This window comes from Flavobacterium riviphilum (assembly GCF_055231795.1).
In genome coordinates, this window is record NZ_JBUYSY010000002.1 from 412,429 (window position 1) to 427,499 (window position 15,071).

General features: G+C 33.2%; 11 protein-coding genes. 5 read left to right on the top strand and 6 right to left on the bottom strand.

Annotated elements, in window-relative coordinates; all coding sequences use genetic code 11:
• Positions 1-43: 43 nt before the first annotated feature.
• From recQ to aroB, 5 genes are all read right to left on the bottom strand, one after another.
• Entirely contained in the window at positions 44-2,146 is a 2,103-nt protein-coding gene (recQ, locus tag ACZIX2_RS04460) for a DNA helicase RecQ (RefSeq protein ID WP_463338878.1), read from the bottom strand.
• A gap of 88 nt (positions 2,147-2,234) precedes the next feature.
• On the bottom strand, positions 2,235-2,624 hold the full coding sequence (locus tag ACZIX2_RS04465; RefSeq protein ID WP_463338879.1) for a DNA primase: 390 nt from the start codon (positions 2,622-2,624) through the stop codon (positions 2,235-2,237).
• Between the two features lie 7 nt (positions 2,625-2,631).
• Positions 2,632-3,603 (bottom strand): deoxyhypusine synthase family protein, encoded by a 972-nt coding sequence (locus ACZIX2_RS04470; RefSeq protein WP_463338880.1) that lies wholly within the window; start codon positions 3,601-3,603, stop codon positions 2,632-2,634.
• 82 nt (positions 3,604-3,685) lie between these two features.
• A complete protein-coding gene (locus tag ACZIX2_RS04475; RefSeq protein WP_463338881.1) occupies positions 3,686-5,086 on the bottom strand; it encodes a type III PLP-dependent enzyme domain-containing protein in 1,401 nt (466 codons plus the stop codon).
• A gap of 292 nt (positions 5,087-5,378) precedes the next feature.
• Positions 5,379-6,446: a 3-dehydroquinate synthase gene (aroB, locus tag ACZIX2_RS04480; protein WP_463338882.1), complete on the bottom strand. Its 1,068-nt coding sequence runs from the start codon at positions 6,444-6,446 to the stop codon at positions 5,379-5,381.
• Between the two features lie 95 nt (positions 6,447-6,541).
• Here aroB and ACZIX2_RS04485 point away from each other — a divergent pair, with 95 nt between their 5' ends.
• The 5 genes from ACZIX2_RS04485 (at position 6,542) to ACZIX2_RS04505 (ending at position 12,806) form a co-directional block, all read left to right on the top strand.
• Positions 6,542-7,714 (top strand): proline dehydrogenase family protein, encoded by a 1,173-nt coding sequence (locus ACZIX2_RS04485; RefSeq protein WP_463338883.1) that lies wholly within the window; start codon positions 6,542-6,544, stop codon positions 7,712-7,714.
• Between the two features lie 252 nt (positions 7,715-7,966).
• A complete protein-coding gene (gene fabG, locus ACZIX2_RS04490; RefSeq protein WP_463338884.1) occupies positions 7,967-8,713 on the top strand; it encodes a 3-oxoacyl-[acyl-carrier-protein] reductase in 747 nt (248 codons plus the stop codon).
• Between the two features lie 88 nt (positions 8,714-8,801).
• Positions 8,802-10,829 carry a hypothetical protein gene (locus ACZIX2_RS04495; RefSeq protein WP_463338885.1) on the top strand — a complete coding sequence of 676 codons (2,028 nt, stop codon included), beginning with the start codon at positions 8,802-8,804 and terminating at the stop codon, positions 10,827-10,829.
• A gap of 25 nt (positions 10,830-10,854) precedes the next feature.
• Positions 10,855-11,751, top strand: a complete 897-nt coding sequence (locus ACZIX2_RS04500; protein WP_463338886.1) for a LysR substrate-binding domain-containing protein — start codon at positions 10,855-10,857, stop codon at positions 11,749-11,751.
• A 74-nt stretch (positions 11,752-11,825) separates the two neighbouring features.
• A complete protein-coding gene (locus ACZIX2_RS04505; RefSeq protein ID WP_463338887.1) occupies positions 11,826-12,806 on the top strand; it encodes a YeiH family protein in 981 nt (326 codons plus the stop codon).
• Here the strand turns inward: ACZIX2_RS04505 and ACZIX2_RS04510 are convergent.
• Positions 12,803-14,902, bottom strand: a complete 2,100-nt coding sequence (locus tag ACZIX2_RS04510; RefSeq protein WP_463338888.1) for an LTA synthase family protein — start codon at positions 14,900-14,902, stop codon at positions 12,803-12,805. The genes ACZIX2_RS04505 and ACZIX2_RS04510 overlap by 4 nt on opposite strands.
• Positions 14,903-15,071: the final 169 nt, after the last annotated feature.

Below are 15,071 nucleotides of genomic sequence, written 5' to 3' on the forward strand. Positions count from 1 at the left end.
CAGTCTGTTTTTTTTTTCTTATAGCATTAAATTGTTGCTTGACTTATTGTTTTTCGATAATTGCTAATCCTATTCGGATTTTATCATAGGAGATTTTTTCTTCTAAGAATTCGAAGTAGGGTTTTAGTGCATTTGGATTTTCAAGTTTTAATTTAGCAGTAGCTATTTTTTCAACTTCCTCTTTGTTGATGTAATTGCTAAAATCAATTTTCTCTCCATCATGAAATAATTTTACAAGATGTGAAGCAATGGTACTTACCCCTAAGTTTCTTTTGGAAGCAATTTCTTCTATAGTGTAGCCATTAGTATACAAAGCAAACGTTTCTTTGTATGTTTTGGTTTCAGATTTGGGTTTGACGTTTTTGTTTTTTTGAAACGCAATAATGGTTTTTATAAATTGATCTCCATATTTTTCAAGTTTTGAATTTCCTACTCCGTCTATGGCTAGAAATTCAGCATCGCTCATAGGGCGATGTTGTTCGATTTGTTTTAATGTTGCATCATTGAAAATTACATAAGCTGGAACTTCTTCTTCTTTAGCTAGTTCGGATCGGAGTTTTCTTAATATTTCAAAAAGAGAATTATTTGTAACTGTTTTTGAGGCTACAGTTTTAGTTGCTGTTTTTATTTTATCTTTTTTCTGTACTGTAGTAAGTTGTACTTTTTCTCCTTCAAATAAAACTTTTTTTGCTAGAGATGTTAACTTAATTTTGTTTTTTTGATGAAAAGCAATTTCGCAATACCCCAAGTTAATGAGTTGAATAATGTATTGATTCCAATCATGCCAAGACACCTCTGTTCCTACACCGTAAGTCTTTAAATTTTGATAGCCTTTCTCAAAAATAGCAGCATTTTTTGATCCTCTGAGGAAATCAACTATTACAGGTAATGCTTCAGCTTCGCGTAATCTTGTAATAGCAGAAAGTGCTTTTTGTGCTAGAATTGTACCGTCAAAAAAAGCAGGTGGGTTTTTACAAATATCACAATTGTTGCAGTTTTCGGTTACAATTTCTCCAAAATAGGAAAGTAAAATTTTTCTTCTACAACTCAAAGCATCAGCATATTGTTTCATGCGTTCAAGCTTGGCTAATTGTATTTCGGAATTTGCTCCTTCTGAGGCAAATTTTTGAAGTTGAATCATATCGCCATAGCTTTCAAATAGTAAGGTTTCTGAAGGTAGTCCATCACGACCCGCGCGACCAATTTCTTGGTAATAGCCTTCTATGTTTTTAGGTAAGTTGTAATGAATAACCCATCGAACATTGGATTTGTCTATCCCCATTCCAAAAGCAATCGTGGCACAAACTACTTGGCATTCATCATTAATAAAACGATCTTGAACATTAGAACGCGTTTGAGTATCTAAACCAGCATGATAGGCAAGGGCTTCAATACCATTTTTTTGCAGTTTGTTGGCTACTTCTTCTGTGGTTTTCCGACTTAAACAATAAATAATTCCGGCTTCATTTGGTTTGTCTTCTATGAAATCTAAGATTTGACTAATACGATCATTTGCAGGACGTACTTCTAAACTTAAATTTTTTCTGTCAAAGGAAGCAACAAAGATGTTTGGATTGTTTAAGTTAAGCTGATTGATAATGTCGGTACGGGTTGCTTTATCGGCAGTTGCAGTTAAAGCGAGTATTGGTGTGGTGGGGAATCTATTTTTCAGATACCCTAAATTGGTATAGGCAGGTCGGAAATCATGTCCCCAAGACGAAATACAATGTGCTTCGTCTATTGCTATTAGGCTAATATTGATTTCGTTGAAAGCGTTTTCTAGGTAAGATAAGCTCTCTGGAGCTAAATAAACAAGTTTATATGTGTTGTGTTTTAAACTTGAAATTAAAAATTGTTGCTCTTCTTGCGATTGACTACTGTTGATATAGCAAGCAGAAATACCATTTGTTTTAAGACTATCTACCTGATCTTTCATTAAAGCGATTAAAGGCGAAATGACTATGGTAACTCCCGGAAGTAGTAATGCAGGAAGTTGAAAACAGATAGATTTTCCGCCTCCTGTTGGCATAATAGCAAGTGTATCATGACCAGTAAGTACGCCATGAATAATGGCTTCTTGATTTGGTCTGAATTTTTCAAACCCAAAATTTTCTTTTAGTTTGGCGTGTAAGTTTTGTGTATTCATTTTGGCGTATAATTAAATTAGATTTCAAATATAAAAAAAAGGAACTCAAGTTAGAGTTCCTTTTTACTATGTATTTTCGATATAGGAATTATTCCTCATCGTCTTCATCGTCTTCGATGTCGTTGCTGTCGGCATCTTCATCATCGTCTTCAGGGTCGAATTCTGGTTTATCTTCTTTTTCCTCTTCATCGTCATCAGAAACCGCATCTTCATCATCAAGTTCAATTCCGCTAATAGGAGCTACTACATCATCAATATCTTCGTCATCAAAATTCTCGATTCTATCTGCTAATTTTGTACTAACTTTTACAAGATAAATGGTGTCTTCAGTTCGAACTTCTACAGCTTCAATGGATTCGTTTTTTGCATTTTTAAAACGAATGATGTCGGAATCATCATAACCATCTGGAAATTTTTCAACTAATAAATTTAAAATTTCGTTAGTCAACTTGGCGTAATCAACAATTACTCTTTTCATAAATATTCTATAGGTCTAACAAATAAGCAAAAATTAATGGGGCTACTATGGTAGCATCTGATTCTATAATAAATTTCGGGGTATTGATGTCTAATTTACCCCATGTGATTTTTTCATTTGGAACCGCTCCGGAATAAGAACCATAACTAGTAGTAGAATCTGATATTTGGCAGAAATAACTCCAGAAAGGAACATCGTGCATTTCCATATCTTGGTAAAGCATTGGTACTACACAAATAGGGAAGTCACCTGCAATACCACCACCAATTTGGAAAAATCCTATTCCATTTTCGGAATTTTTAGAATACCAATCGGCAAGAAACGTCATGTATTCTATTCCTGATTTCATGGTTGATGCTTTTAGATCACCTTTGATGACATAGGAAGCAAAAATATTCCCCATGGTGCTGTCTTCCCATCCTGGAACAATAATAGGTAAGTTTTTTTCAGCAGCAGCATACATCCAACTGTCTTTTAGGTCGATTTCGTAATATTCTTCTAATACGCCTGAAAGTAGCATTTTGTACATGAATTCATGTGGAAAATAACGTTCGCCTTTATCGTCAGCTTCTTTCCAAATTTTATAAATGTGTTTTTGCAATCTACGGAAAGCTTCGTGCTCAGGAATGCAAGTGTCAGTTACACGGTTTAAACCACGCTCTAACAAATCCCACTCGTCTTGTGGAGTCAAATCACGATAATGTGGTACTCTTTCGTAATGCGAATGCGCCACTAAGTTCATAATGTCTTCTTCAAGGTTGGCCCCTGTACAAGAAATGATTTGAACTTTATCTTGACGTATAATTTCGGCAAAAATTTTCCCTATCTCGGCGGTACTCATGGCTCCTGCCATGCTTACTAGCATTTTGGCTCCATTAGCGAGTTGCTGTTCATAGGCTTTGGCAGCGTCTACAAGAGCTGCTGAATTGAAATGCAAATAATGCTTTTCGATGAACTGACTTATTGGTCCTTTGCTCATTATCAAATAGTTAGGTGTCAAAAATAATAAATAGATTTAAATATTTATTATTTTTTTTGTTAGACAATTATTAAAATTTTGTTTATTTTCTTCCGTATCCTAAGATTTTTAAAACATCTTCGGATGTTTGTTGTTCCGAAAATACTTCGGTAGCGAGGATACCGTTTTCGTCACGATCTATTAGGATGTGCTTGGGTTGTGGAATAAGGCAGTGATGAAGTCCACCATATCCTCCAATCGTTTCTTGATATGCTCCGGTATTGAAAAAACCGATATATAAAGGTTTTTCTTTGTTGTATTTGGGCAAATATATCGCATTCATATTTTGCTCAGAATTGTAATAGTCATCACTATCACAAGTCATACCGCCTAGAAGAACTCTTTCGTAAGTGTCGTTCCAACGGTTTATAGCAAGCATTATAAAGCGTTTGTTGATGGCCCAAGTATCTGGTAATGTTGTTATGAATGAAGAGTCAATCATATTCCATTTTTCTCTATCATTTTGTTGTTTTTGATACAATACTTGATAAATCGCGCCACCGCTTTCTCCAACGGTAAATGATCCAAATTCAGTAAAAATATTCGGAACATCTACTTCTGCTTCATCGCAGGCAATTTTAATCTGATTGATAATTTCATCAATCATGTATTGATAATCGTATTCAAAAGCAAGAGAATTTTTGATAGGGAAACCACCTCCAATGTTTAATCCATCTAAGGTTGGACACTCTTTTTTAAGAGCTACATAAACTTTAATACATTTTACTAATTCATTCCAATAATAGGCATTGTCATTGATACCTGTATTGATGAAAAAGTGCAACATTTTAAGTTCCAGCTTTTTATTTTCTTTGATTTCTTTTTTATAGAACGGTACAATGTTTTTGTATCCAATTCCTAATCGAGAGGTGTAAAATTCAAATTTGGGTTCTTCTTCTGCAGCAATTCGAATTCCGATTTTAAATTTACTTTTAATCTGAGATTGTAATAAATCTAATTCTTCGTAATTGTCGATAATTGGAATGGTGTTTTTATGACCATTGTTAATCAATCTAGCAATGTTTTCTACGTATTGGTCTCTTTTAAAACCATTACAAATTACATAAGTGCTTTTGTTGATTTTTCCGTTCTCTAATAAATTTTCAACAATGTTGATGTCAAAAGCAGAAGAGGTTTCAATATGAATATTGTTTTTGAAAGCCTCATTCATTACGTATTCAAAATGAGAACTTTTTGTACAATAGCAATAGTAATACTTGGCTTCGTACTTATTTTTTTCCATAGATTTTCTAAACCAACTTTTGGCTTTGTTGATGTTGTTAGAAATTTGTGGTAAATACGTGAACTTTAGTGGTGTACCATATTGCTCTACCAATTTCATCAAGTCGATATTGTGAAATTGTAGGTTGTCTTTGTTTAACTTGAATTCTTCTTGTGGGAAGTAATACGTTTGATTTATTAAGTCGAAATATTTTGTATTCATTAATGTTAGAATTTGTTGAAATTAATAAAGTGGTTTTACTCGATTAATTTTTCTTTCAAACTCTAATATTAGCATACCTAATTTGCAATTTTTCGTTTTCGCTTTTTATGTATTGAAATGGGTCAAAATTCAAACTACCAATCATAGTATAAAAACGATGGAATGATTTTATTAAAAACCGTTCCATTTTGTTTTTAGTCTTGTTTTTGGTGTGAGTATTTTGAGTTTTTTTCATCGGTGCAAATTTAAAAATAAATAAATTAGAGATGCAATGATTATGGGTAAAAAAAGATTAGGATTTGTAATCTTTAAAAGCGTCCAATATCAATTGATTATCTACTTGTTGGTTGATTTTTATTTTGCCAATACCATCAATGAGGGCAAATTGTATGGTACCAAACTCATTTTTTTTGTCATGAATCAGTAATTCCATAATAGGTTCGATGTCATTTGTGTCAAAATCCACAAAATCATAAATATTTTTAAGCGTGTTTTTTATTTGCTGATATTCTTCGATTGTAATTAGGTTTTTTTGCCAGCTGATGTAGCTTTCTAAGATCATTCCAATGGCAATAGCTTCACCGTGTAATAAGGTTTGCTTTGCATCGTTATCTAGGAAATAGCTTTCGATGGCGTGGCCTAAGGTGTGTCCAAAATTAAGTGCTTTACGAATATTTTTTTCTGTTGGATCTTGAAGGACAATTTCGTTTTTGATTTCGACTGAGCGATGGATTAATTGGTCTAAGTCGGCACTGTCAATATTTGACCAATCCAAGAATTTGTTCCAATAGTCTTTATCGAAAATCAAGCCATGTTTTAGCATTTCGGCTAAGCCTGATCGTAGTTCATTTTGTGATAATGTTGTTAAATATTGTGTGTCAATCAAAACCATTTTAGGAACATTGATTACCCCAATTTGATTTTTAAGATTGCCAAGATCCACGCCTGTTTTTCCACCTACAGAAGCATCTACCATAGATAAAAGTGTGGTAGGGATGTTGATAAAATCCACACCTCTTTTGAAAGTAGACGCAACAAAACCACCCAAATCGGTTACGACACCACCGCCTAAATTGATGATTAGAGATTTTCTATCGGCACCTAAATCAGTCAAAACATTCCATATTTCAATACACGTTTCCAGATTTTTATGGGCTTCGCCTGCTTCAAATTCAATTATTTCAATTGTTAATTCTGTTTCTAAATAAGGTAAAAATTGAGGTAAACAACTATCTGTAGTATTGCTATCTACAATTATGAAAATATTAGAATATTTATTGTTTTTTAAGAAAGAGTTTAGATTATTGTAAGCGTCTTCGTTAAAATGAACGGGATAATTATTGGCAATAATGGTGTGCATGACTCAGGTTTTAAATTGTGACGCAAAATAAGGGATTTTTTAGTAATTATATTTCATTAAGTCCTACTATATTTGTCCTAAATTATATTAAATACATGAAAAATATTTTCAATAATACACAAGTTGCTTTTGCTCTTAAAAGTGATACTGAACTTGATAGGGCTTATTTTTTGTTTAAATTAATTGCAAGCGAGCCTTTAGTGCGTATAGGTACGGCCGTTACAAATTTTGCAATTAAAGCAAATTTACCAGTAGAAAGTCTTATTAGAGCTACGGTTTTTGATCATTTCTGTGGCGGTGTCAACGAAAATGATTGTTTGAAAGTAGTTGATAAAATGTATACCAAAGGCGTTTCTTCTGTATTGGATTATTCTGTAGAAGGCAAGGAGGAGGAGGCACAATTTGATGCGGCATTAAATATGACTTTAAAAACCATCGAATTTGCTAAAGAACGTTTAGCTATTCCTTTTGCAGTTTTCAAACCTACAGGTTTTGGAAGATTGGCATTGTATGAGAAATTAGGAGGAAAAAAAGCACTTACTGCTGATGAAACCATCGAATGGAATAAAGTAGTAGCACGATTTGATGCTGTTTGTAAAGAAGCTTATATTAAAGATGTTGCTTTATTAATCGATGCTGAAGAAAGTTGGATGCAAGATGTAGCTGATGATTTGGTTACGGACATGATGCGTAAATACAACAAAGAAAAAGCTATAATTTTCAACACCTTACAAATGTATCGTTGGGATCGTTTGGATTATTTAAAGCGGATTCATGAAGAAGCCAAAAAAGACGGTTTTTATATAGGTATGAAACTCGTTCGAGGTGCTTATATGGAAAAAGAAAATCTTCGTGCTCAAGAAATGAATTATCCTACACCTATTTGTGCTTCTAAACAAGCTTCGGATGATAATTATGATGCTGCTGTTGCTTATATGATGGAGCATTTAGAAACCATGTCGATTTTTGCAGGTACGCATAACGAATTGAGTACTTATAAATTGATGGAGTTAATGGAGAAAAAAGGAGTGCCTAGTAACGATAATCGAATTTGGTTTGGACAATTATACGGTATGAGTGATAACATTAGTTACAACTTGGCTGAACACGGATATAATGTGGCAAAGTACTTGCCGTTTGGACCTGTAAAAGATGTGATGCCCTATTTAATTAGACGTGCTGAAGAAAATACATCTGTGGCTGGACAAACTAATCGTGAATTGGCGATGATTAAAGCAGAAAGAAAACGAAGAAAGGAGAATAATTAATCGTATTGAGTAAGTAAGCCGTTGACGAAGGTTTGTGCAAAGTGAAAAAGTAGTGCAAATTTTTTTTAAAAAAGAATTATCTTATATTTGGCCAATTGTTATACAAGCTTATTATTGATTATCGCTTTTAATTTGAAGTAGATAATAACAATTATAAGGTATAAATTTCAAGTCAATGCAACAAAGACGGAAGGATATTCGTTCTAAAAAGACATTGATTTAGTGAGTTTAAAAATCAAATATTTATTTAAAATGAAATTATTAGAAGGAAAAGTAGCTATTATCACTGGTGCCAGTAGAGGAATAGGTAAGGGAATTGCAGAAGTATTTGCTAAAAATGGTGCAAATGTAGCTTTTACTTATAGCTCTTCGGTAGAATCCGCAAAAGCGCTTGAGAATGAATTGAACGCAATGGGTGTTCAAGCAAAAGGATATCAATCAAATGCAGCTGATTTTAATGAGGCTCAAACATTTGTGGATGCTGTTTTAGCTGATTTTGGTACTGTTGATATTTTGATAAATAATGCTGGAATTACTAAAGATAACTTGTTGATGCGTATGTCTGAAGCTGATTTTGATCAAGTAATTGATGTAAACTTAAAATCGGTATTCAACATGACCAAAGCCATTCAGAAAACATTCTTGAAGCAACGTTCTGGTTCTATTATTAATATTAGTTCTGTTGTGGGGGTTTCTGGTAATGCAGGTCAAACCAATTACGCAGCTTCTAAAGCGGGTGCAATTGGTTTTACAAAATCGGTTGCCTTAGAATTAGGTTCTAGAAATATTCGTTGCAATGCCATTGCGCCAGGATTTATCGAAACCGAAATGACTGCGAAATTGAGCGAGGATGTTGTAAAAGGCTGGAGAGAAGGTATTCCATTGAAACGTGGAGGAAGTCCTGAAGATGTTGCCAATGCTTGTTTGTTTTTTGCCTCAGATATGAGTGCGTATGTTACTGGACAAGTATTGAATGTTTGTGGAGGAATGCTTACCTAAAACTTTTCTTTTTGGATTATACGCGCTGTGTTAATCTGAAAATTGAACAATATATTGATACATTTAGCCATGTGATTCTTTGTAAGATATGACAACATACACCCTATTATTGTTGGTTTTTTCTGTAATTTTAGCTGGTGTTTTGTCGTATTTTCAATATTTATACAAAGCCAAAAGCCATTCAAAAATTGATTGGTTTTTGGCTTTTTTGCGTTTTATAAGTCTGTTGGGCGTGATGGTTTTACTTATCAATCCAATTATTAGCAAAAAAGAATTTACGATAGAGAAACCTCCTTTGCCGATAGTTTTGGACAATTCGAGTTCAATACCTTTTTTAGGAGCAAAACAGCAAGCGTTGTTGCTTTATAAAAAGATTCTTTCAAACGCAGCCTTGCAAAAAAAATATGATATTCAACCTTTCCTTTTTGATGAGAATTTGACTCAGTCGGATTCGATACGCTTTAATGGAAAAAAATCTCAACTGAATGTTGTAGCCAAAGAACTGAAAAATTTATATCGAAATACTTTTTTTCCTACTATAATATTATCAGATGGTAATCAAACCTCGGGCGATGATTACGTAAATGTTTTTGATGTAAATAATAAAGTCTTTCCTGTTGTTCTAGGAGATACAACATCGGTTTTTGATTTGAAAATAAGTCGCGTTAATGCTAATAAATATGCTTTTTTAAAAAACAGATTCCCAGTTGAAGTTTTCGTTCAATATTCAGGAAATTCTTCAATTGCTTCTGATTTTACTATATACGAAGGGAATAAAAAATTGGTTCAACAAAACATTCGTTTTACTCCAAACCAAAAGAGTTTACAATTTACTGTTTTATTGCCTGCCGAAAAAGTAGGGTTGCATTTGTATAAAGCTATAATTCATACTGCCTTAAAAGAAAAAAATAAAGTAAACAATGTGGCTAATTTTGCGGTTGAAGTATTAGATCAAAAGACCACAATAGGAATTGTCTCTTCGATTAATCATCCTGATTTAGGCGCATTGAAACGAGCTGTAGAATCAAATGCGCAACGAAAAGTAGTGGTGTTAAATCCTCAAGAAACTAGTCGAATCAAAGAATGTCAAGTGGTGATTTTTTATCAACCCAATCGAACCTATCAAATGGCTTTTGAGACGGCAAAACAGATGGGGATCAATAGTTTTTTTGTAACGGGATTGTCAACAGATTTTACGTTTGTTAATCATCAGCAGTCCTATATCCAGTTTCAGATGACCAATCAAAAAGAAGATTATTTACCATCATTTAATGCGAATTTTAACCAATTTGCGCAAGAAGATATTGGGTTTGATAAATTCCCTCCTTTGTCTCATCCGTTTGGTAAAATGGTTACAAATGAGAATGTAAAAGTATTGTTAGAATCAAAAACAAGATCCATTGCCACGGGATTTCCTTTGATGGCTTTCGTGGAAGATGGGAATCGTCGTCTTGCCTTTTTATTGGGAGAAAATAGTTGGAAATGGCGTTTGCAATCTTATCAGGATCAAAAATCATTTGAAAAATATGATATTTTCATTGATAAAACGATTCAGTTTTTAGCGTCAAAAAGGAATACAAAAGCTTTGGAGGTGGAATTTGAAAATTTCTATAACGCAGGTGAACCAATTACAATTAATGCCCAATTTTTCAATAAAAATTACGAATTTGATGATAATGCGCAACTTAGTATTGTTGTAACCAATACAAAGAGCAATCAAACAAAGCAATATGATTTGCTAAAAGCAGAAAACAGCTATCAGGTAAATTTGGATGGTTTGAATGCCGGAAGTTATTCTTTTGTGGTCAAAGAACAGGAAACAAATACTCGTTTTACTGGGCGTTTTGAAATTTTAGATTTTGATATTGAAAAACAGTTTGTGGTGCCAGATTATCGTAAACTTTCGCAATTGGCCTCACAAACTCAAGGGGCAGTTTATTTGCCTAAAGATGTGAACGTTTTGATACAGAATTTAGTAAATGATGACTCCTATCAAGCAATAGAGAAAGAAAAGAAAACACAATCCCCTTTGATTGATTGGGTTTGGTTGTTGGTAGCTATTCTTGTCTTTTTAGTTGCAGAGTGGGTGGTACGAAAGTATCATGGAAAATTATAGGTAAAGGAATTTAATTGTACAACAGATGGATTTTAGGCTTAAAGTTTTTTATACCGTGGCTTCGCGACTCAGTTTTACTAAAGCCGCTGTAGAATTGTATATCAGTCAGCCCGCTGTTTCAAAACATATTCAAGAATTAGAGGAAACCTATAAAACCAAGCTTTTTGAACGCAATGGTTCTAAAATTTCGTTAACTCCTGCGGGTACCATATTATTGCAACATACTAAAGCAATTTTTGAATTGTATCGTACAATTGAATTTGATATGAGTTCTTTTGTAAGTAAACGCAAAGGATTGCTTAAGTTGGGTGCTAGTACTACAATTTCACAATATGTGATTCCTCCTGTTTTGGCCCAATTTCATGAAAAGGAAACGGATATCAGTATTCAATTGATGAATGGAAATACGGAGCAAATTGAAACAGCATTATTAAATAAAGAAATTGAGATTGGTATAGTTGAAGGGCAATCTAAAAATCAAGCGATAAAATATGTTCCTTTTTTGAAGGACGAATTGGTTTTAGTGTGTCATTCTGGACATTCTTTAACAAGACAACCCGAGATCTCAATTGAAGATTTAAAATCACTTCGCTTACTCACCCGTGAACGCGGTTCGGGAACACTTGAAGTTATAGAGTATGCTTTGCGGCAACATAATATACAGCTTTCAGATTTGCAAATTGAAATGGAATTAGGAAGTACCGAAAGTATTAAATCCTATTTAATGCATTCAGAATGTTTGGCTTTTATGTCAGTCTATTCTATAGGAAGTGAACTTAAAAATGGCGAATTGGCAATAGTCGATATTAAAGATTTGAATTTTGAACGAGATTTATATGTCATTACTTTAATGGGTAAATCCGATACTTTGTCAGAGTTATTTATTCGTAGTTTGTTTAAGTATTATAACTTAGAGTTATAGTCTATCGTGTTTTAGTATTGGTTTTTGGTGGATATTCGTCGGATCTTTGCAAAGTAATTTTAACAAATATCAAAATGAAAACTATTTCAGATACCCACGACACCCCAAAACAACATTTATTTTCTTTAAATAGGACAACACAACAGGTCATTTTTATACTATTATTAGTTTCTTGCGTAGTTTTTCCTATAATTTCACCTCCTGTTGCTTTATTAATTGGTTTAGTAATAGCTAATTTATTTGGACATCCATTTTTGCACTTAAATCATAAAGCTACTTCAATTTTATTGCAAGTTTCAGTTGTTGGACTTGGTTTTGGGATGAATTTACATAGTGCTATTGCAGCAGGGAAAGAAGGGTTTCTATTTACTGTAGTTTCCATTTTTGCTACGTTAATTTTAGGTTTTTTTGTTGGGAAATGGATGGGGATAGACAAGAAAATATCACACTTGATTTCTTGTGGTACTGCAATTTGTGGTGGAAGCGCCATAGCGGCTATTGCTCCTGTTGTCAAGTCGAATGAGAATCAAACATCGGTTGGTTTAGGGGTGATTTTTATTCTAAACTCAGTAGCTTTGTTTTTGTTTCCTGCAATAGGGCATTGGTTATCGCTTTCCCAAAATGATTTTGGATTGTGGTGCGCAATTGCTATTCATGATACAAGTTCAGTAGTAGGAGCGGCCAATAAATTTGGAACTGAGGCTTTGCAAGTTGCTACAACGGTAAAACTGGCTAGAGCATTGTGGATTATTCCTATCGCTTTGGGATCTTCTTATCTATTCAAAAACGGAAAGAGCAAAGTAAAAATTCCCTATTTTATTTTCTTATTTATTTTGGCATTAGTGGTTAATACCTATGTACCCTCTGTATCTGTTGTGGCGCCTTATTTTGTTACTGTTGCTAAATTAGGTTTAACGGTTACTTTATTCTTAATTGGTTCGGGATTAAACATCAGTAAATTGAAAGAAGTAGGGGTAAAACCCTTGTTGCAAGGTGTGCTTTTGTGGGTTTTTATTGCCTCATCTTCATTATTTGTCATTTTGAAACTGAGTTAATTTGTAGTGTTATACATTTTGTTTTTTAATAGTAAAGAGGCTGTTTGGTAATACGAAATGGTCTCTTTCATTTTTTTTACATTTAGTTTATGTAATTCAATTTCTTCATAATGAGTTTGGTATTCATTTGGGATGTTAAGTTCTGGTTTTAGTAGAATGTTGAACTGTTTTACTTTCTGTTTAGGCGAAAGAATGGTTAATACGGAATCTTTAATTAATCCTAAGTCTTGATAGGTTGCAATAAAAGCTCTAGGTTGATAGTTGGGTTGCAGTACATCTTGCCCGTAAAATTTGCTTTTATAATCAAAATGGAGCATTCCGAAAACTGTTGGCATAATGTCAATTTGAGACATCAATTTGTTGTATTCTCTTTTGTCACTTCGATTTGGGTCATAAATAAAGGCGGGAATTCTGTATTTATCTAACGGTAATTCAATTTTTCCAGCACTCGATGCACAATGATCGGAAACGATAACAAAAAGCGTATTTTTGAACCAAGGCTGTTTTTTAGCCATTTTGAAGAACTGTTTCAGTGCGTAATCCGTATATTTTACGCCACCTTCACGAGATTTCGCATCGCCAGGAATATCAATTTTGTTGTTGGGATAAGTAAAGGGTCTGTGGTTACTTACTGTCATCCAATGGGAAAAGAATGGTTTACCTGTTTTAGCATCAGCATTCATAGTTTGAATCGCTTTTTTCGCCATATCTTCATCACAAACACCCCATACATTTGCGAATGTAATTTCTTGAGGTTGAAATGTTTTTTTATCGATTATGTTGTACCCATTTCCTCCAAAGAAAGATTCCATGTTATCAAAGAAAGCATCTCCACCATATAAATAATTTACTTTATAACCTTTCTTTTTGAAAACAGCTGCGGTGCTGAATTTATTCTTATTATCTTTTCTTTTTACCACACTTTCGCCAGCAGTTGGGGGCAAACAAAGTGTTACGGCTTCAAGACCTCTTACGGTTCTATTTCCAACGGCATATAGATTGGTAAATTCTAAACTTTTATCAGCTAAGCTATCCAAGAATGGGGTGATGTTGTTTTCATTACCGTATCGTTTCATAAAATCGGCACTTAGACTTTCAATAGTAATAAGTACCACATTTTTTTTAACTTCGGAAGTATCAGAAGTAATCGTTCTTAATGAATTTGAATCTTTTGTGCCTAGTAATAACTCGTGTAAAAGGGTATAAGCTTCATTTTTAGGCATCGTTTTGTAAAACTTAAAATAATCCAATTCACTATTCATAAATGCCAAGTAGAATTTATAAATTCCGTTGGATTGTAATTCATTAGTAAAAATATTCGTAGAATTTTCATTTTTGGCCAGAGTAGGAATAGCCCAAAAAGAAAGGGTAAAAAAACTAAAGAAAACCAGAGATACATTCATTTTTTCTTTGAAAGTAGGTAGTTCAATCAAGTAGCTTTTCGTTCTTCTAACAATAAAAAAAGTTATGATTCCAACCACAACGAATAAGGCTGAAAAAATTGGAATCACAGGATACGATTCCATGATGTTGCCAATTACTTCATTGGTATAAATCAAATAATTGACTGCGATGAAGTTGTATTTTACTCCAAATTCGTTCCAAAAAAAGTATTCACTAATTGCATTTTGTAAAAGCAGTAAAACATATAAAAAAATTACAAAACTATACATCCACAAGCGCAAACGTTCACGGTATTGGGGTAGAAACAAAAATAACCCAAACAGTAAGGTCTTGATTCCGATAAAGGCAATTCCAATTTTGGGTAAAGCACCACCATATTCGTCTAAAATAGTATTTCCTATGGTTACATAAGTAAATAAAGTGAGTAGTAAACCAAAAATGATATAACCGTAAGGCTTATTGTATTTTGAATTGGAAATAAAAATTAAATAAAGCCAAAGAAATCCACTGGCAATAATGAATACAAACACATCGGAACAAAGTCCAAGTCCGTAAATTTTAATAATTTCTAGTAAAGAAAAAGAACTTTGAGTAATGGGGTGTACCATCAAGACCGTTCTCAAGACAAAACTAAGTAGAAGATAAAATAAAGATAAGTAGTAAAATGGGGTAAGTTTTTTTAAAAGGGGCATTGTGTTTTTTTTGCAAATTTAGAATAAAATGTTTACTTTAATTTGATATTAAATTTAAGATTCACTTAATGTTTTTTTATGATTCATTTTAAATTAAGATTCCCTTAAATTAAGAAATGACAAGTTGAGTTTTAGGATTAATAGAATACTTTTACTATACTAAATTTAA

What these genes read in the sequence shown, in the direction of transcription:
- ACZIX2_RS04465 (WP_463338879.1), bottom strand. Translation starts at nt 2,624, where the DNA reads ATGAAAAGAGTAATTGTTGATTACGCCAAGTTGACTAACGAAATTTTA.
- fabG (WP_463338884.1), top strand. Translation starts at nt 7,967, where the DNA reads ATGAAATTATTAGAAGGAAAAGTAGCTATTATCACTGGTGCCAGTAGA.
- ACZIX2_RS04510 (WP_463338888.1), bottom strand. Translation starts at nt 14,902, where the DNA reads ATGCCCCTTTTAAAAAAACTTACCCCATTTTACTACTTATCTTTATTT.
- ACZIX2_RS04495 (WP_463338885.1), top strand. Translation starts at nt 8,802, where the DNA reads ATGACAACATACACCCTATTATTGTTGGTTTTTTCTGTAATTTTAGCT.
- ACZIX2_RS04470 (WP_463338880.1), bottom strand. Translation starts at nt 3,603, where the DNA reads ATGAGCAAAGGACCAATAAGTCAGTTCATCGAAAAGCATTATTTGCAT.
- ACZIX2_RS04485 (WP_463338883.1), top strand. Translation starts at nt 6,542, where the DNA reads ATGAAAAATATTTTCAATAATACACAAGTTGCTTTTGCTCTTAAAAGT.
- aroB (WP_463338882.1), bottom strand. Translation starts at nt 6,446, where the DNA reads ATGCACACCATTATTGCCAATAATTATCCCGTTCATTTTAACGAAGAC.
- ACZIX2_RS04500 (WP_463338886.1), top strand. Translation starts at nt 10,855, where the DNA reads ATGGATTTTAGGCTTAAAGTTTTTTATACCGTGGCTTCGCGACTCAGT.
- ACZIX2_RS04505 (WP_463338887.1), top strand. Translation starts at nt 11,826, where the DNA reads ATGAAAACTATTTCAGATACCCACGACACCCCAAAACAACATTTATTT.
- recQ (WP_463338878.1), bottom strand. Translation starts at nt 2,146, where the DNA reads ATGAATACACAAAACTTACACGCCAAACTAAAAGAAAATTTTGGGTTT.
- ACZIX2_RS04475 (WP_463338881.1), bottom strand. Translation starts at nt 5,086, where the DNA reads ATGAATACAAAATATTTCGACTTAATAAATCAAACGTATTACTTCCCA.